Below are 19,530 nucleotides of genomic sequence, written 5' to 3'. Positions count from 1 at the left end.
CTATGCTTTTTAAAAATTATACTATTAAGGTAAGGTTACGATTATGGTTAATTTACTGAATTTATTCGGTCGCGTCAACTACCTTTGCTTGCTCATGCAAATCTTGTAACTTATACACATCAAATGGCAAGTCAATCGCATAGGATTTACAAACAGCATCTGCTGCACCTAAGGTTGTGACATAAAATACTTTACCTTGGAGCGCACTACGGCGAATGGAGAACGAATCCTCCTGTGCCTGTTTGCCTTCGGTTGTATTGATAATAAGGTTAATCTTACCGTTTTTCAAGGCATCAACGATATGCGGACGACCTTCAGTAACTTTATTGATCTGCTGACATTCAATACCTGCATCGCTCAGTACTTTTTGGGTACCAGTAGTAGCAACGATATCAAATCCAAAGTCTGCCAACTGACGTGCGATAGGAGCGATTTGTGCTTTGTCACTATCACGAACTGAGATAAAAGCAGTCTTGGTTTCGTCTGCCGTTGGCAAGCCTGGCAGACGCTCATTACTACCGATCACGGCTTTATAAAATGCTTCGCCAAAGGTCTTACCAACGCCCATAACTTCACCGGTTGATTTCATCTCAGGACTTAAGATTGGATCGACACCAGGGAATTTGGCGAATGGGAATACGGCTTCTTTTACTGCATAAAATGCAGGGACAATCTCTTTGGTAAAGCCTTGATCTTTAAGCGAGGTGCCAGCCATACAGCGCGCTGCCACTTGTGCCAATGACGTACCGATACATTTAGAGACAAACGGTACGGTACGGGCAGCACGTGGGTTAACTTCTAAAATATAGACCGTTTTGCCTTTTACGGCAAACTGTACGTTCATCAGACCGATAACGCCAAGCTCTTTTGCCATAGCAACGGTTTGCGCGCGCATCACGTCGCATAATTCATCAGAGAGCGAGTAAGGCGGCAGTGAACAGGCAGAGTCACCAGAGTGTACGCCCGCCTGTTCGATGTGCTGCATGATACCGCCGATTACGACATCATTACCGTCACAAACACAGTCGACATCAACTTCGATGGCATCGTCCAAGAAGCGATCTAATAGGACTGGTGCTTCATTGGATGCTTGTACGGCAGTGCGCAAGTAATGTCTCAGCTCATCTTCGTTATAGACAATTTCCATGGCGCGACCACCTAGGACGTAAGAGGGGCGTACCACTAACGGATAGCCAACGTCTTTAGCTTTAACCAAACCGTCTTCTAAACTGGTCGCCAACGCATTTGATGGTTGTACTAAGTCTAGTTGTTGGATCATGTGCTGGAAGCGCTCACGGTCTTCAGCACGGTCAATTGCATCAGGACTGGTACCGATGATTTTGACGCCGGCTGACTCTAGTGCACGAGCAAGTTTCAATGGGGTTTGACCACCGAATTGTACGATGACGCCGTCTGGGTTTTCGATACGCACAATCTCTAACACATCTTCTAAGGTGATTGGCTCAAAGTAAAGACGATCTGAGGTGTCATAATCGGTCGAAACCGTCTCAGGGTTACAGTTGACCATGATAGTTTCAAAGCCATCTTCGCGCATGGCAAGCGCTGCATGTACACAGCAATAGTCAAACTCAATACCTTGGCCAATACGGTTAGGACCACCACCGATGACCATGATTTTTTTCTTGTCGGTTGGGTTAGCTTCGCATTCGCTGTCATAGGTTGAGTACATATAAGCGGTGCTGGTAGCAAACTCTGCGGCACAGGTATCGACGCGCTTATAGACTGGATAGACGTTTAGATCCCAACGCTTTTTGCGTAGCTGCTTTTGCGATACACCAAGTAATTTCGCCAGACGCAGGTCTGATAAGCCTTTACGTTTAAAGCTACGCATATTTTGTTCAGTTAAGCCGCCAAAGCCTAAGGTTTTCACTTGTGCTTCGGTTTTGACAATGTCTTCAATTTGTACCAAAAACCACGGGTCAATTTTAGTAAAGTTGAATACCTCATCGACACTCATGCCGACGCGAAAAGCATCAGCGAGATAGTAAATACGCTCAGGCGTTGGAATAGTCAGGCGGTTAATAATCTCAGAACGCGCTTTGTCAGCAGGTACTTTTGCCAGATCGATTTGCTCATCAAAACCATCAGCACCTGTCTCCATACCGCGCAGGGCTTTTTGCATAGACTCTTGGAAGTTACGACCGATTGCCATGACTTCACCGACTGATTTCATTTGCGTCGATAGGATATTATCCGCTTGTGGGAACTTTTCAAAGTTAAAACGCGGTATCTTAGTGACCACATAATCAAGCGCAGGCTCAAAGCTGGCAGGAGTCTCACCACCAGTGATGTCGTTTTGTAATTCATCTAAGGTATAACCAATCGCCAGTTTTGCCGCGATTTTAGCAATCGGGAAACCTGTGGCTTTTGATGCTAATGCTGATGAGCGTGAGACGCGTGGGTTCATCTCGATGACAACCATACGACCCGTGTCAGGGTTGATACCGAACTGTACGTTTGAGCCGCCAGTTTCTACGCCAATCTCACGCAGTACTGCTAATGAAGCATTGCGCATGATTTGGTATTCTTTGTCGGTCAAAGTTTGTGCTGGTGCAACGGTGATAGAGTCACCAGTATGGACGCCCATTGGGTCAAAGTTTTCAATGGCGCAGATGATGATGCAGTTGTCGTTTTTGTCACGAACCACTTCCATCTCGTACTCTTTCCAACCGATTAATGACTCATCGATAAGCAATTGATGGTTCGGTGATAAATCAAACCCGCGCTCACAAATCTCGATAAACTCATCGCGGTTATAAGCGATACCGCCACCTGAGCCGCCCATAGTAAATGAGGGGCGAATGATACACGGATAGCCCATTTTTTCTTGGGTCGCAAAGGCTTCTTCCATGGTTTCAGCAGTCTCAGCGCGCGGACATTCAAGGCCAATACGCTTCATGGCTTGGTCAAACAGCTCGCGGTCCTCTGCCATCTCGATTGAATCTTTGGTCGCACCAATCAACTCGCAGTTATATTTGGTCAGTACGCCATGCTTGTCTAAATCTAGCGCACAGTTAAGCGCGGTCTGTCCGCCCATCGTTGGCAAAATAGCGTCAGGGCGCTCAGTGGCGATGATTTGCTCGACCGTCTGCCAAGTGATTGGCTCGATGTAGGTCGCGTCAGCCATGACAGGGTCGGTCATGATGGTGGCAGGGTTTGAGTTGACCAAGATGACGCGGTAGCCTTCCTCGCGTAGCGCTTTACACGCCTGCGCGCCTGAATAGTCAAACTCACATGCTTGACCGATGACGATAGGGCCTGCGCCAATGATAAGAATGCTTTTTATGTCGGTACGTTTTGGCATAGTTAGGGCTACCTTCGTTTAAATGATGTTTTAGTGAATCTATACTTTTATAGGGCTTATCGTGTTTTGTATGATAACGCTTAAACCGCTATTAATGATTCAAGCGTTATATTTATTGTTCGACAGTTGACTATCTACTTATGGTTAATGACTGGTTGTCAAGACTTTAAGCCTTCGCCGTCTTAGCAGCTGCCATCATCTCTTCAAATTTATCAAACAGTGGCGCAGCATCATGCGGGCCAGGGCTGGCTTCTGGGTGACCTTGGAAGCTAAAGACTGGTTTATTGGTCAGCTCAATCCCTTGGTTAGTACCGTCGAATAATGAGCGATGGGTAGACTTCACATTGTCAGGTAGCGTGTCTTCATCAACCGCAAAACCATGGTTTTGACTGGTAATCATAACTGTACCAGTGGCTAAATCTTGTACAGGATGGTTGGCACCATGATGGCCAGTTTTCATTTTGATGGTGTTGGCACCACTGGCAAGACCAATCAGCTGATGACCTAAGCAGATACCAAAAGTTGGAATATCGGTTTCTTCAATGATGTGACGTACCGCATCGATAGCGTAATCACAGGCAGCAGGGTCGCCAGGACCATTTGATAAGAAAATACCGTCTGGATTCATCGCGAGCACGTCTTTGATCGGTGTTTGTGCTGGCACGACGGTCACATGACAGCCACGATCTACTAGCATACGTAGAATGTTGGTTTTACTACCGAAGTCGTAGGCGACAACGTTATACTTTGCTTCAACATGCGTACCTAAATGCTTAAAGAAGCCGCCTGTACCGCTATCATGGCTACCGGGTACATCACGGTTGAGTAGAGTATCTGATAAATCCCAGCTGCCCGCTGTCCACTCAAACGTTGTTGGCGTACAGCATTCTTTTGCTAAGTCCATGCCTTCTAAGCCAGCAAATTCTTGTGCTAGTTTAATGGCTTGCTGCTCATCATCGCTGCTGATAGTTTCACCATTAGAAGCAGTTAGAATACAGCCGTTTTGTGCACCTTTATCACGTAACAAACGTGTTAATTGACGGGTATCAATATCGGCAATGGCGACTGTATCATGATTTTGCAGATAATCGCTCAACGATTCTGAATTACGAAAGTTTGAAGTAACCATCGTCGCATCGCGGATAATCAGACCGTCTGCCCAGACTTGATGACCGTTACCAGACTCAACATCTTCAGCGTTAGTACCAGTATTGCCAATATGTGGATAGGTGAGAGTGACTAGCTGGCGTGCGTAGCTTGGGTCGGTCAGGATTTCTTGGTACCCTGTCATGGCTGTATTAAAAACCACTTCGCCGACACGATGACCAAGACTACCGATACTGACACCGCGAAAAATCGTACCGTCTGCTAGTGCCAAAATTGCTTGTATTTCTGTCGATGAACTCAAGGGTTGCCTCCACTATTATTGGTGAGTGCCATTATAATGTGTTGATTCAAATATTGGCCTATAATCGCTATCTATACTGTTATAACTGCCGTCAAAACCAGAATAAAAAAGGGCTAAAGTCAAAAATTTTCCACAAAAAAGCGAGAAGACATTATTGATGAAAACTACAAAACTCACTGGGTAGTGAATAGGTAACTTGCATCATGTCCGCTCGCTTAGGCACAGATTTTGCGCATTATATACAATATATGCCAATATAGCTAGCCGATTAGCAAGGTTAATAATCACTTATTAAATGATAGTTGCAACTGATTATTCCAAAAATCAAGAATAACCTAAGTACTAAAATATCTAATTGCTTACTCAAAGTTAATATAACTATGAGTCTACGATCAAAACGGCTGGATTTTAAGGCATAGCTTTGCCACAATGGACGGCACTTAATTATATCCAATAAATAATAAAGTCAACACGTACAACTAAAACAAGGATCCGTTATGATTTATCAGTATTTAGACAAAACCCCTGAGTTTGCTGTTCCATTCAACGGGTGGGTCGCAGATTCAGCATGCGTCATCGGTGACGTTTACTTAGGTCATCAAGCCAGTATTTGGTTCGGCGCGGTCATTCGCGGTGACAATGAGCGCATTCATATTGGTGATTATAGTAATGTGCAGGAGAATAGTGTTATCCATACCGATGAAGGTATTGAAGTCAAAATTGGTAATCATGTTACTATTGGGCATTTAGCCATGCTGCACGGCTGCGAAGTGGATGATAATAGTCTGATTGGCATCGGCGCTGTAGTATTAAACAATGTTAAAATTGGCAAAAACTGCATCATCGGTGCCAAAGCCTTAGTCACTGAAGGCAAAGAGATTCCAGATAATTCGCTCGTGATGGGTGCGCCTGCAAAAGTGGTCAAAACTCTGACTGATGAGCAAGCGGCTATGATAAAAGAGTCTGCTATGCATTATGCGGCGCGTTGCCAGAAGTTTAAAACTGGTCTGGTCGAGGTTGAACAACCAGAATAGTTGAGCATTAATGTCTAATTTATCAACATACTAATTCAACAATATCGAAACGTACTGACCAACACTTATTTCTAATGAGCACTTCAATATGAGCACCAAAAACATCGATACTGCTTTTGTAGCCCGCACCTTGGCGTTATTTGACTTAGACCACACTTTACTCGATGTCGATAGCGATTATCTATGGGGCGAATATATCGTCAAACATGATCTTGTCGATGAAGCCGAATATCGCACAGCCAATCAAAAGTTTTATCAGGACTATATCGAAGGCACTCTTGATGCGACGGAATATAATGAATTTGTCGCGCAGTTTTTGAGCAGTTTGCCAATGGATAGATTGCACGAATTACGAGAAGATTATATTAAAAGTGAAATTGAGCCTCATATTCGTCCAAAAGCGATGGAAGTACTGTGTCAGCACATTGAGCAAGGTCATGATGTCGTGATTATTTCTGCGACCAATGATTTTGTGGTGTCTGCCATTGCTGAGCGGTTTGGCATTACGGATGCCAATGTGCTTGCCACACCGCTTGAAATTAAAGACGAACGCTATACTGGCAAATTGACTGATAAGCCAAACTTTCAAGCGGGCAAAATTTATCATCTTGATAAGTGGCTTGATAAGCAGCAAATAGCAGGAGTTAAGTTTGAGAAAACTTATGCGTATTCAGACTCCAAAAATGACATCCCACTATTAGATTGGGCCGATGTGGCTATTTGCGTGTCACCTGATGATGCACTGCATGCGCATGCGCTTGCTCATCGCTGGGCAGTAGAAGATTGGTCGATTTAGCTTTTCATTATTCAGCAACGTCATTGCAATGAGTAGTCTACAATATCGCTTTTAATAATTATTTTTTTTGGCGTAGGCTGGGTTTTTAACCCAGCATTTTAAATTTGTAAAGTCCTGAAGCTGGGTTAAAAAACCAGCCTACAATAGACACTATTACTTAATAAACACAGGAAAACCTATGGAAATCAATCCGTATCAAGAACAAATCAAAGATCTATCTGAGCGTGGGCAGGACTTGCGGAGGTATCTTTGACTTCGATGGTAAGCAAGAACGCTTAGAAGAAGTCAATTTAGAATTGGAAAACCCTGAGCTATGGAATGACCCCGAGCGTGCCACTAAGATTAACAAAGAAAAAAGCCAACTTGATGGGGTCATCGATGTCGTGGTTTCGCTTGAGACCACCTTAGAAGATGCATCTGCCATGCTGGAGCTGGCAGTAGAAGCAGAAGATGAATCGTTGCTTGCTGATGTACAAGCCGAGCTCGACGATGCGGAGAAGCGCGTTGCGGACTTAGAGTTTCGTCGCATGTTTAGCGGTGAGATGGATCCAAATAACTGCTACTTAGATATACAGTCGGGCAGCGGCGGCACCGAAGCGCAAGATTGGGCCGAAATGCTACTGCGCATGTATACGCGCTGGGCAGAGGCGCATGGCTTTAAAGTCGATGTCATTGAGGTGTCGTCAGGTAGCGTCGCTGGTATCAAGTCAGCCACGATTGAAATCAAGGGCGATTATGCGTTTGGTTGGTTACGTACCGAAATTGGCGTGCATCGCTTAGTCCGTAAATCACCATTTGATAGTAATAATGGCCGTCATACCTCATTTGCTGCTGTTTTTGTTTCGCCTGAAATCGATGATAATGTCGAGATTGATATTAATCCAGCGGATTTGCGTATTGATACTTATCGTTCATCGGGCGCGGGTGGTCAGCACGTGAACACCACGGATTCTGCGGTACGTATTACTCACGAGCCAAGTGGCGTAGTCGTGACTTGTCAAAATGAGCGTAGCCAACATGGTAACAAGGCCACTGCGATGAAAATGCTACGTGCTAAGCTTTATGAGCTTGAGATGCAAAAACGTATGGAGTCGCAACAAGCGGTTGAAGATAACAAATCTGATGTCGGTTGGGGCAGTCAAATTCGCTCATACGTGCTGGATGACTCACGTATCAAAGACTTGCGTACGGGTGTTGAGACCTTTAACACCGGTGCAGTATTAGACGGCGATCTCGATCAATTTATCGAAGCGAGCCTAAAAGCGGGACTGTAGGGGTGTTTTTAAGAATAAATCCCTACTCTTAATTCTCTACTCTTTTTGACGTAGCCACCGCCTACAGCAATTCATAAGGTTGATAGTTGGGTAACGAAACAAAAATTACTTAAGGAAAAGTTATGCTAAGCGTAAATAATTATTTTGATGATAAAGTCACTTCTATTGCTTTTCAGACGGCGACTAAGCCAGCTACTGTCGGTGTCATGAGTATTGGTGAGTATGAATTTGGCACTAGCGAATTTGAAACCATGACAGTCGTTAGTGGAGCGTTGACGGTAAAGCTGCCAGAAAACGATGAATGGCAAACGTTTAATGCTGGCGAGCAATTTACTATTGAAGCCAATAAAAAATTTAATGTCAAAGTTGAAGTAGAAACGGCTTATTTATGTGTTTATGGTAAATAGTAGATTTTAACTTATAGACATATTAGCTAAAAAAACGCCAAGTGGTTAACGCTTGGCGTTTTTTTGTGGGAATCTGATAAGCTAGGTTTTACACAGCATTACACTTTATCTGTGGCAAGTAAACAGCAAAAATAATGACAGTTAATTATGCTAAAACAATAACTTTCAATAGGCGTACTGTTTTATGGCAAAGGAAAACCAGCAAGCAATTACGGAAGATAGGCGTCATGATTATGAGCTTTTAGCGCGCCGTGCCAATCTGCGTTATGTAAGCGACGATGAACCTGGATTTACACGTAGACGTTGGGGGCGCGGGTTTACCTATCGTGATGCGACTGGCAAAACTGTGAAAGATAAAGCGTTGCGTAAGCGTTTTGACGCTTTGGTTATTCCACCGATGTGGTCAGAGGTTTGGATATGCCAAGATGACAAAGGCCACTTGCAGTCAACGGGTCGCGATGACAAAGCACGCAAACAGTACTTGTATCATCCGTCATGGAACAATATCCGTGATCAGGCTAAGTTTGATGCCATGATAGGTTTTGCAGAAGCATTACCAAACCTACGCGCACAAGTCGAAAAAGATTTAGATACGCAGTCGTTATCACGCGCCAATATATTGGCTGCAGTGGTCAAATTGCTTGAGACGACCTTGATTCGTATTGGTAACAGCCGCTATGCTAAACTCAATAAAAGCTATGGTCTCAGTACTTTACGCAGTAAGCATGTGAGCGAAACAGACAACGGGCTGGCGTTTGATTTTGTTGGTAAAAGTTCGAAGGAGCATCATATTGAATTGCAGGACGAGCGTTTAATTGACATTGTACAGGCATGTAGTGAGCTGCCCGGTTATCAGATTTTCAAATATTTGGATGACAATGGCGATAAGCAAGTCGTTGATAGTGCAGATATTAATGACTATTTACGGATGCACACTTGCGACAATGATTGTGAAAGCAAGATGTATAGCGCAAAGGACTTTCGCACATGGATGGCAAGTGTGCTGGCGGCCAGCTACCTTTACGATGAGCTGCAAACGTCAGTAGGCAAGGAGATACTGACAAGTGCGCCTGAAAGCGACGAGCGCCAACAGCTCATTACGGATATGGTCAAAGATGTGGCGGATGAGCTAGGCAATACGCCCGCCGTGTGCCGAGCTTCCTATATTCATCCCGTCATTCTTGAGAAGTTTTTAGCGGGAGAGTTTTTTGAGCCCTATAAACAAGCACGTCGTGGACGCACTAAAGAATATCAACGCTGTGAAGAGAAAGCGTTACTTGGGTTTTTAAGTACATTAGAATGAATTTATAGCTATTAGAAAGCTTGCATTTAATCGTAAAAATGATACGTTATGTATTGAAATAAACATAGAAATGCGTTACTAATAGATTATATTAAATGTAAGAATAAGAGACGGTCTATAGGATATGACCGTTTTGCTATTAGAACTAACATATATCTGACTTGACCCGTTGATCTCTATTTATAAATTGCTAAAGGATTAGCTCATGATTATCTCGTCTTCAAATACCAATGCATCTCAAAACACTGCTTTGAATGCTTCAAACACTCTAGCAAGCTATGCTGATTATTATAATAATTTTGATATGGAAGCGTTGTTAACAGAGATCTTTGGTGATCATCTGGACGATCGGCTTAATGCTTATATGGCTTGCTGTGGACGTCATGTGCGTGATGGCCGTGCTGATAATATCGCGCTGGTACACGAAGATACTGCGGGTAATATAACGCGCATGAGCTTTGGTGAGTTAGATAAAGCCAGCGCACAGGTAGCCAGCTTATTACAGTCTTATGGTGTAAAAGTCGGTGACCAAGTAGCGACCATGCTACCGCGTACGCCAGAGTTATTAATCATTGTATTGGCAACTTGGCGATTAGGTGCGATATATCAGCCTTTATTTACCGCTTTTGGCTATGATTCAATCAAGTACCGGATGGACAAAGCCAACACCAAAGTAGTTTTCACTAACGCTGATAATCGTAGCAAGTTTGAAGATTTGGCTGAGCAGACCAAAATGGTCTTTATCGGTAGTGCAGCTGATAGTAAGGCTTGGGGTGACGACAATTATAACGAGATGATAGCAACACAGTCGCAAGATATAGAACCAGTTTTGTTAGATACAGATGCGTCGTTTTTGCAGATGTTTACCTCAGGGACCGTTGGCAAGTCAAAAGGTGTCAGTGTTCCATTAGCCGCGTTGCCAGCTTTTTATCTATATATGCGCTATGCGATTGATCTACGCGAGAGTGATAACTACTGGAATATGGCAGATCCAGGCTGGGCGTACGGTTTGTATTATGCGATTACCGGACCTCTACTATTAGGTGTCACAACTTATTTTAACGAAGCGGGTTTTGATGCGACCAATACGCGCGACTTTATGGTGCGTCATAAAATTACCAATTTAGCTTCTTCACCAACGGCATTTCGCATGATGAAATCAAGCGGTGTCTTTGAAGAAATCACTGATAATAATCCTTCGACATTATCACTACGCTGTGCCAACTCAGCAGGTGAGACTTTAAATACTGAAGTAGTAAGCTGGGTGCAAAACCATCTAGGCTGCCAAGTCTGCGATCAATATGGGCAGACAGAGACCGGAATGACCTGCTGTGAGCACCATGCGTTAGAACATGAATGCCCAGTCGGCTCGATGGGTATGGCTCTGCCAGGGCATACCCTCGTCGTATTGGGTGATGATATGCAAGTATTGCCTGATGGTGAGCAAGGCCAGCTGGCAGTTGTGGTCAGTCAATCGCCAGCATTTTATTTCCGTGGTTATAGCTGGAACGAAAAACAGGCTTTCTTTGAGGATTACTATCTGACAGGAGATGTGGTCGAGCGTCATAGCGATGGCAGCTATTGGTTCTCAGGTCGTGATGATGACATCATTACGACGGCAGGTTACCGTGTCGGTCCAACTGATGTTGAAAATACTGTATTAGAACATGAGGCCGTCGCAGAGTCGGCTGCCGTCGGTGTCCCCGATGAGGTGCGCGGACATAATATCAAATCTTATGTGGTGCTAAAAGACGGCATCGAAGGCAGTGACGAGATTGCCCAGCAAATTAAAGACTTGGTACGTAAGCGTTTATCAACCCATGCTTATCCACGTGAGATTGAGTTTGTTGCAGCATTACCGAAAACACCAAGTGGCAAGATTCAGCGCTTTTTATTACGTAGTTTGACTGCTGAATAAGCTGCTAAATGAATAGGCTTAATTGTCAAAATTTTTAATATTTTTAACTAAAATTTTTCAACATTTCAACTAAAAATACAAAATCTTAAATGGTTAAGGAATAATAATGCAAATTCAACAACACAGCTTTTTAGTCACCGGTGGTGCATCAGGATTGGGTGAGGCAGTCGTTCGTGCCATCGTTAGTAAAGGCGGCAAAGTCGTTATCGCTGATTTGAATGAGTCAACTGGACAAGCATTGGTCGATGAGCTGGGCGATAATGCTCGTTTTGTACGCTGTGATATCACCAGTGGCGAAGAGGTACAAGCGGCTGTTGATAAGGCTGAAAAGGAGTTTGGCGGGTTGCAAGGATCTATTAACTGCGCAGGTATCGCTGTCGTACAAAAGCTACTCGATCGCGAAAATAACCCAGCGGACCTTGATGCCTTTAGTCGTGGGGTTAATATTAATCTCGTTGGCTCGTTTAACGTGGCACGTTTGGTCGCGGCCTCCATTGCTAAGCGCATAGCGAATAACAGTGATACAGAGAGCGCTGCAGATAAGAACATCGATAATGGTGTCATTATCAATACTGCATCTATCGCTGCTTTTGATGGGCAAGTAGGGCAAGCAAGCTATTCATCATCTAAAGCGGGCGTGGTCGGTTTGACCTTGCCACTAGCTCGTGAGCTGGCACGTCACGGTATTCGCGTTATGACGATCGCGCCTGGAGTCTTTGCGACACCTATGATGGATACTATCCCTGAAAAAGCACGTGAGCAGTTAGAAGCGAGCGTTCCTTATCCTAAACGTTTGGGCAACCCTAGTGAATTTGCCAAATTAGTGACTCACATCATTGATAATGCTTACTTAAATGGTGAGGTCATTCGCTTAGATGGCGCCATTCGTATGGTTTAATCTGTATTAATTGGCTGTAAAATCCGATAACTCCTTGATATAAATTTCTTATTTATAAAAAAGACACAACATTTAGCATAGCGCTTTGCTATTTATAATAGATGCAAGATTGGTCGATATAGTAATATGGTTGCCCAATAAATATCGATTGAGAGTAAAGCGCTTGTCATCTCTCTGTATTTTTCTCCAAATTACTCGTTATAAGTTCATCTTTTATCTAAATTAGATGAATTCTGATTGTTGATGTAAATACAATTTCAACAGTCCAGGTCAATAGCATTAACTGCAAAAAGATACTCGTCTATCGTTCTAAAGCTACTCTTATAATACAATTATGAATAAAGTCCTTATAAATCAAAGGCTTGTTTTTAATTCTGTGCACGCCTTGTGGCTATTGACTCTTATTGATAATTACTATCTATAATTTATCATTTCAACTCATCAATAGAACGATTTTAAAGGCACTTCTTCAACGATAAAAATAGCTACAGAGGTTATTGTTACCCTATTACAGAACCATATATCAACGTTATAGTACCGTATATCTAGACTATTTTATGTTACCTCTTCCCTTTTAGTATTTCTGTGCTATTGTCTATAATCGCTTATCTGAATATAGAGAGGAACCCGTGTTTGAAAAGTATACCCACCATGAGTATCGAAACGACATTCAAGGACTGAGGGCCATAGGGGCTATTATCATCATGGTGTTCCATATCTGGTTTAATAAGGTATCAGGTGGGGTTGATGTATTTTTCGTCGTTTCCGGATTCTTAATGGCTTCAATAGTATTAAAAGGCTATTTTTTAAATGGTACGGTAAGTCCGTTTCCTTTTTGGGGCGGCGTTATAAAAAGAGTCGCGCCATCAGCATATATTGTACTTGCAGCGACACTTATTGCCAGCTACTTTATCTCATCGCCAGTTCTTATATATACCGTGTTACATGAGATCATCGCCAGTGCCTTGCATCTTGAAAATATCCAGTTAATTAGGCTTTCTGTCGATTATCTATCTACTGGTAGACCGCCAAGCCCGGTTCAGCAGTTTTGGGCGCTGTCTATTCAAATGCAGTTTTATGTGGTCTTTCCACTGATTTTGATTCCTCTTGCTTATTTTGCGAAGAAAAGACAAACATCTACGCCTCTTTTTTTGGGAATAATTGTTATTATACTGGCATCCTTTGCCTACGCTACTATGCTGGTCAAAGACGATCCAGCAATGAGTTACTTCAATCCATTGTCTAGAATTTGGGAGTTTTTCTTCGGTTCACTCTCGTTTCTTTTAATATCCAATGCCAAAAAAATAAAATATAGACAGATTTTAGGCATCTTAGGTATTGCTTTGATTATTGGCGGTGCAATCTTTATACCTAGAGGCGCAAATTTTTCAGGTCCTATATCTTTAATTCCTGTACTTGGTGCAGTTTTTATTATTATGTCAGGTGTCGGTGGTCAGGGCGTCGTAAACAAGCTATTGTCCAACAAATTCCTAGTATTTTTAGGGGGGATATCTTTCACTATCTATCTGTGGCATTGGCCTATCCTGATATTTTATAAAGAATATTTTGGTTATGAGTCTATTAGTCTGATACAAGGGCTAATGATCATGAGCGTATCTACGCTTTTGGCCTACTTTACCAGCAAAAAAATAGAATCTCCTTTTAGAAGAATACCAAGAGAAAAAGTACTGGTGAATTTTTCAATCGGAATTCTATTTTTCTTACCTGTGATGGTAGCGGCTTTCGCTTTTAGACACGAAGTCGTCTCTACTACTGAAAGCGCTAAAATAGAATTGGAACAAAAATCTATTGAACCATTTACAGGTGATAAAATTTACTTAGAAAATGAAAGCTTCAAACCAGATCGTGAACGTCTGCTTACGATAAAGCAAAGGGTCCCTGCTGCCTATGCTGCTGGTTGCAATCAATCTATGGACGGAGAGGAGGTGACTACTTGCGATTTTGGAGACTTATCATCTGATCGTGAGATAGTACTGGCAGGAGGCTCTCATGCAGTACAATGGATCACCGCACTAGACAGCATCGGTAAAGAGAATAACTTTAAAGTAATCAATATGACAAAAGCGGGTTGTCCTTTAGGAGTGGTAGAAGAGTCTAACGAATCTTGTCACATATGGAATGAGGAGGCGGTTGAAAAAATCATAGAGATAGCGCCTCATGCTGTCATCACCAATTCTACTAGAACGGTGGTAGATCAAAAGGAGTTTATCCCTCAATCTTATATTGATACTTGGAAAGTAATCTCTGATAACGAAATAGATGTGATTGGGATAAGAGACAATCCACGCTTTGGTTTTGATGTACCAGACTGCTTACATAGAAGTAGGAACGCAGCAGATACAGATGCGTGTGTCATAGACCGGACTGAGGCTCTATTGCCAACTGATCCTACTATAGAGTATCAAGACATTATTACAGGTATTGATATGTCAGATATGTTCTGTACCGCCGAAAAATGCCCGACTACTTTTTCTGGAAAAATAATGTATCGTGATGCAGAACACATCAGTATAGAGTATGCACACTTTATAAAAGATACCTTTGAAGATAAATTAAAAGAAGCGTTATCTATGGTCAGCTAAATCTATGGTCAGCTAAAAATATTCAAAATGTTAAGTTAATACAGAAAGAGCCCAGCGCATTGGTTAAATCAACGCTTTGGGCTTTTTTTATGTTAACAGCCTCTAGAGCCATAAATTTATAATTTCTCCTTACCATATTCTTCTCTTGAAATAGCTATACAACACACCAATTGATAGCCTATAAGTAATATCATTACTACTGGCAAGGTTTAAAACAAAGTAATTTTAGTTGGTATATGTGAGCACTATTACTAGTAAGTCATTATCTGGTGTTGACACTAAATATATTTAGTTGAAATACAATCCGATATCCCGCATATACATAGCAGACAAACAGAAGGGCCATGATATAAGCCCGTTATAAAAACTGTTAAAAATATGAATTATAAAAGGATAATACTATGAGATTTGAGAAGTTTACGCAAAAGCTGCAAGCCGCCATTCAAGAGGCGCAAAGCCTAGCGTTAGGACGTGATAATACTGGTATCGATCCAGTGCATTTGCTTGCCGTACTGCTGCAAGATGAGTCCAATTTGTCTATCTGTCAGCAGGCAGGTGCCTCTATTCCTGCACTAAAAAATGGCGTGGCAAAGGCGTTAGACAATCAAGCCAAAATTAGCGAGCCGACAGGGGATGTCAACCTAAATCCAAACTCGGTCAAAATTCTAAATCTTGCAGATCGTCAAGCGCAAAAAGCGGGTGATGATTTTATTGCTACTGAATGGGTCATATTGGCATTGGCTGAACAAGGTGAGACCAAAAAGATATTTGAGAGTGCAGGGGTGACTGCTGATAAGTTAAAAGTAGTTATCGAGCAGTTACGCGGCAACGACAAAGTAGATAATCAAAACGCTGAAGATCAGCGTGATGCACTCAATAAGTATACGATTAATCTAACCGAGCAGGCAGAGCTTGGCAAGCTCGACCCAGTCATCGGCCGCGATGAGGAGATTCGCCGTACTATTCAGGTGCTATCACGCCGTACCAAAAACAACCCAGTGCTCATTGGTGAGCCAGGTGTCGGTAAGACGGCTATCGTTGAAGGTCTAGCGCAAAAGATTATCAATGGTGACGTGCCGGAGGGTCTGCGTCGTAAAGAAGTACTGTCGCTTGACTTGGGTGCACTGATTGCTGGAGCAAAATTCCGCGGTGAGTTTGAAGAACGTCTCAAGGGTGTACTGAGCGACTTGGCCAAACAAGAAGGTAACGTTATCTTGTTTATCGATGAGCTGCATACCATGGTTGGTGCGGGTAAAACGGACGGCGCGATGGATGCCGGGAACATGTTAAAACCTGCATTGGCGCGCGGTGAGCTACATTGCGTTGGGGCGACGACCTTGGACGAATATCGTCAGTATATTGAAAAAGATGCCGCACTTGAGCGTCGTTTCCAAAAGGTATTGGTCGATGAGCCGACGGTTGAAGATACCATTGCTATTCTTCGTGGTCTCAAAGAGCGTTATGAGTTGCATCATGGTGTTGATATTCAAGACAGCGCCATTATCGCGGCGGCGCGTATGAGTCATCGCTATATTACTGATCGTAAGCTGCCGGATAAGGCCATCGATTTAATAGACGAAGCAGCCAGTCGTTTGCGTATGGAGATGGACAGTAAACCTGAAGCGCTAGGTAAGCTTGATAGTCGTCTTATTCAGCTAAAAATGCAGCGCGAAGTGCTCAAAAATGAAGAAGATGCTGGCGCACGAGCTGAGCGTAAAGTGCTTGATACGCAAATTGATGAGCTTGAAAAAGAATACGCTGATCTTAACGAAGTCTGGCAAGCAGAAAAAGCGCTGGTCAAAGGCAGTCAACAGCTCAAAGATGAGCTTGACAAAACGCGCATCGCTTATGATAAGGCAAGCCGAGAAGGCGATTACGAGACCATGAGTAAACTGCAGTATGAAACCATACCGCAGCTTGAGCGCCGTATCAATGAGTCTGACTTGGCTGAGCAAAAGGAGCAAACAGGTGAGCCTGCTGGCGTAAAATTACTACGTAATAAAGTCACTGATAATGAGATTGCTGAAGTGGTGGCCGCGGCGACAGGTATCCCGGTCAGTAAAATGATGCAAGGTGAGCGCGATAAGATGCTAGCAATGGAGGACAAACTCCACGAACGCGTTATTGGTCAGGACGAAGCAGTTGAGTCGGTTGCTAATGCAGTGCGTCGTAGTCGGGCAGGTTTGTCTGATCCGAATCGTCCTTCTGGCTCGTTCTTGTTCCTAGGGCCAACAGGGGTAGGTAAGACTGAGCTGACGAAATCTCTAGCAAACTTCTTATTTGATAGTGAAGAGGCGATGGTGCGCATCGATATGAGTGAGTTCATGGAAAAGCACAGTGTCAGTCGCTTGGTAGGTGCTCCTCCTGGTTATGTCGGCTACGAAGAGGGCGGTACATTAACCGAAGCTGTACGCCGCAAGCCTTATAGTGTTGTGCTATTTGATGAAGTAGAAAAAGCGCATCCAGATGTGTTTAATATCTTATTACAGGTATTGGATGACGGGCGCTTGACTGATTCGCAAGGTCGGGTCGTAGACTTTAAGAACACGGTTATCATCATGACCAGTAATTTGGGTTCACATAAAATCCAAGAGATGGTTGGTGAAGACTACCAAGACATCAAAGCGGCAGTAATGGATTCAGTTGGTGAGCATTTCCGTCCTGAGTTTGTCAACCGTATTGATGAGATCGTAGTGTTCCATGCGCTCGGTCAAGAACAGATGGCCGGCATTGCTGATATCCAACTAGAGCGTTTGCGTCGCCGCTTACAAGATCGTGAGTTAGATATTACCTTATCTGATGAAGCAATGAGTCAGTTGGTCGCTGTGGGTTATGATCCAGTATATGGTGCACGTCCACTAAAACGTGCTATCCAGCAAGAGATTGAAAACCCATTGTCATTAAAACTGCTGGCAGGTGACTTTGTCGCAGGTGACATTATCAAAGTCGACGTAGATGTAGATGATAAGCTCACCTTTGATAAGCTTAGAATGAGTTAATAACGCTAAAGTGTAGTACAAAACTGACCCCTTACTTGCAATAGCAGGTAAGGGGTTTTTTTATTTAAAAACATAATTTGTACCTTGACGGTGTTTTCACTTGCTATATTAGATAAAAGCAGATCAATAGGGAGAATATGATGACAACCATTACCAAACGTATCAATGTACCTTTGAGCATAGTAGCATTACTATTTAGTGCCTCTGCTTGCTCTAACTCAACCACCTTAAATACTGATACAACGCCCCCACCAATAAAAGCGTCTGATGATGCTGCTAATAGTGCGCAAAAAAGCACCAACAAACCTGAATTTACGACTAAAGAGTTTGCGACCTTCAATGAGCCATGGGCAATGGCAGCGCTACCAAAAACAGCTAATGACCCTCTCAAACTACTTGTGACCCAAAAAACAGGTGAGCTCTTTATCGTTGATACTCAAACGAGCAATAAGACACAAGTCGATGGTGTGCCAAGTGTGGCATATGGCGGACAAGGCGGTCTTGGAGATATTGTGTTAGCGCCTGATTTTGCAACGAGTAAGATGGTATATATCAGTTATGTTGAAGCAGGTGACGGTCCCGACAACAACACATTTGGCGCTAAGGTCGTTAAAGCCAAACTTGTAGGGCTAGACACTGATTCGCCAAGTTTGCAAGCTATCACACCTATTTGGCAGCAAACCCCAAAAGTAAAGGGACAGGGTCATTATAGTCATCGATTACTATTTTCTCCTGATGGACAGCACTTATACATTAGTTCAGGGGAGCGTCAGAAAAAGGACCCTTCACAGGATATGACCGTTAATTTGGGTAAAATAATTCGGCTAAATGCTGATGGGTCTGTCCCTAAAGACAATCCATTTGCTGGCAATACTCGCAACATTGCTTCACAGTTTTGGACAATAGGCCATCGTAATGTGCTTGGTATGGCATTTGATGAGTCAGGCAGATTGTGGGTCAATGAGATGGGACCTCGTGGCGGTGACGAGTTTAATCTTATTAAAAAAGGCAATAACTATGGCTGGCCTGTGGTTTCTAATGGCCGTAACTATTCGGGTACTGATATTCCTGATCACGACACCCGTCCTGAGTTCGAGCCGCCTAAAATTACATGGACACCGGTTATTTCACCCTCATCTATGAGTATCTATAGCGCTGGTAATCAAAACAATTTTCCAGAATGGCAGGGTGATGCGCTTATGAGTGGTTTATCATCCAAAGCTTTAATCGTAGTCGATATGAAAGAGACAGGCGATGCGTCTGAGCGTTATCGTTATGATATGGGTGCTCGTATTCGTAATGTTCTGACAGTCGATGGTGAAGTGTGGGTATTAGAAGATGGCGATAGCGGTAGATTGTTACAACTCTTACCAAAATAAGAATATGCCTCTTTATTTGATTTATATACTTTTGCCATATAAATGCTGCGATGATTCCTAATTGTTAGTATATAAAGAAGTAGAATGTTTTAAGACACATCTGTAATAATAAGAGGTATTGATGCTTAATTCTTACTATTATTACTGTTTTTAAACTGGTTATAAGCCATTAATCCGCAGTATTGC

At 43.0% G+C, this 19,530-nt stretch carries 12 protein-coding genes; 10 read left to right on the top strand and 2 right to left on the bottom strand.

Annotation, left to right across the window (positions count from 1 at the left end):
- Positions 1-61: 61 nt before the first annotated feature.
- Both carB and carA read right to left on the bottom strand, forming a co-directional pair.
- A complete protein-coding gene (gene carB / locus ACTXGH_RS09415; RefSeq protein ID WP_439296720.1) occupies positions 62-3,325 on the bottom strand; it encodes a carbamoyl-phosphate synthase large subunit in 3,264 nt (1,087 codons plus the stop codon).
- 166 nt (positions 3,326-3,491) lie between these two features.
- On the bottom strand, positions 3,492-4,733 hold the full coding sequence (gene carA, locus ACTXGH_RS09410; RefSeq protein ID WP_439296721.1) for a glutamine-hydrolyzing carbamoyl-phosphate synthase small subunit: 1,242 nt from the start codon (positions 4,731-4,733) through the stop codon (positions 3,492-3,494).
- A gap of 497 nt (positions 4,734-5,230) precedes the next feature.
- Between carA and ACTXGH_RS09405 the strand changes: the two genes are divergently transcribed.
- The 10 genes from ACTXGH_RS09405 to ACTXGH_RS09360 all read left to right on the top strand — a co-directional run bounded on the left by ACTXGH_RS09405 (position 5,231) and on the right by ACTXGH_RS09360 (position 19,344).
- On the top strand, positions 5,231-5,767 hold the full coding sequence (locus ACTXGH_RS09405) for a gamma carbonic anhydrase family protein (protein WP_439296723.1): 537 nt from the start codon (positions 5,231-5,233) through the stop codon (positions 5,765-5,767).
- An 88-nt stretch (positions 5,768-5,855) separates the two neighbouring features.
- On the top strand, positions 5,856-6,563 hold the full coding sequence (locus ACTXGH_RS09400; protein ID WP_299219458.1) for an HAD family hydrolase: 708 nt from the start codon (positions 5,856-5,858) through the stop codon (positions 6,561-6,563).
- Positions 6,564-6,741: 178 nt separating this feature from the next.
- A protein-coding gene (gene prfB / locus ACTXGH_RS09395) for a peptide chain release factor 2 (RefSeq protein WP_299219459.1) occupies positions 6,742-7,837 on the top strand; the annotation gives its coding sequence in 2 pieces (ribosomal slippage) (positions 6,742-6,813 and positions 6,815-7,837; 1,095 coding nt in all).
- 122 nt (positions 7,838-7,959) lie between these two features.
- Positions 7,960-8,244 carry a pyrimidine/purine nucleoside phosphorylase gene (ppnP, locus tag ACTXGH_RS09390; protein ID WP_439296725.1) on the top strand — a complete coding sequence of 95 codons (285 nt, stop codon included), beginning with the start codon at positions 7,960-7,962 and terminating at the stop codon, positions 8,242-8,244.
- A 184-nt stretch (positions 8,245-8,428) separates the two neighbouring features.
- Positions 8,429-9,547 carry a DNA topoisomerase IB gene (locus ACTXGH_RS09385; RefSeq protein ID WP_439296727.1) on the top strand — a complete coding sequence of 373 codons (1,119 nt, stop codon included), beginning with the start codon at positions 8,429-8,431 and terminating at the stop codon, positions 9,545-9,547.
- Between the two features lie 205 nt (positions 9,548-9,752).
- A complete protein-coding gene (locus tag ACTXGH_RS09380; protein ID WP_439296728.1) occupies positions 9,753-11,465 on the top strand; it encodes an AMP-binding protein in 1,713 nt (570 codons plus the stop codon).
- 106 nt (positions 11,466-11,571) lie between these two features.
- Complete coding sequence (locus ACTXGH_RS09375) at positions 11,572-12,363, top strand: SDR family NAD(P)-dependent oxidoreductase (RefSeq protein ID WP_439296729.1); 792 nt, start codon at positions 11,572-11,574, stop codon at positions 12,361-12,363.
- A gap of 629 nt (positions 12,364-12,992) precedes the next feature.
- The gene (locus tag ACTXGH_RS09370; RefSeq protein WP_439296730.1) at positions 12,993-14,966 is read left to right on the top strand and encodes an acyltransferase family protein; all 1,974 of its coding nucleotides are present in this window, start codon (positions 12,993-12,995) and stop codon (positions 14,964-14,966) included.
- 401 nt (positions 14,967-15,367) lie between these two features.
- The gene (gene clpB, locus ACTXGH_RS09365) at positions 15,368-17,965 is read left to right on the top strand and encodes an ATP-dependent chaperone ClpB (protein WP_439260998.1); all 2,598 of its coding nucleotides are present in this window, start codon (positions 15,368-15,370) and stop codon (positions 17,963-17,965) included.
- Positions 17,966-18,102: 137 nt separating this feature from the next.
- Entirely contained in the window at positions 18,103-19,344 is a 1,242-nt protein-coding gene (locus ACTXGH_RS09360; RefSeq protein ID WP_439296731.1) for a PQQ-dependent sugar dehydrogenase, read from the top strand.
- Positions 19,345-19,530 lie beyond the last annotated feature (186 nt).

The organism is Psychrobacter sp. 1Y10, from assembly GCF_052259005.1.
Taxonomy (GTDB): domain Bacteria; phylum Pseudomonadota; class Gammaproteobacteria; order Pseudomonadales; family Moraxellaceae; genus Psychrobacter; species Psychrobacter saeujeotis.
This window is presented reverse-complemented; position numbering and strand designations above follow the sequence as displayed.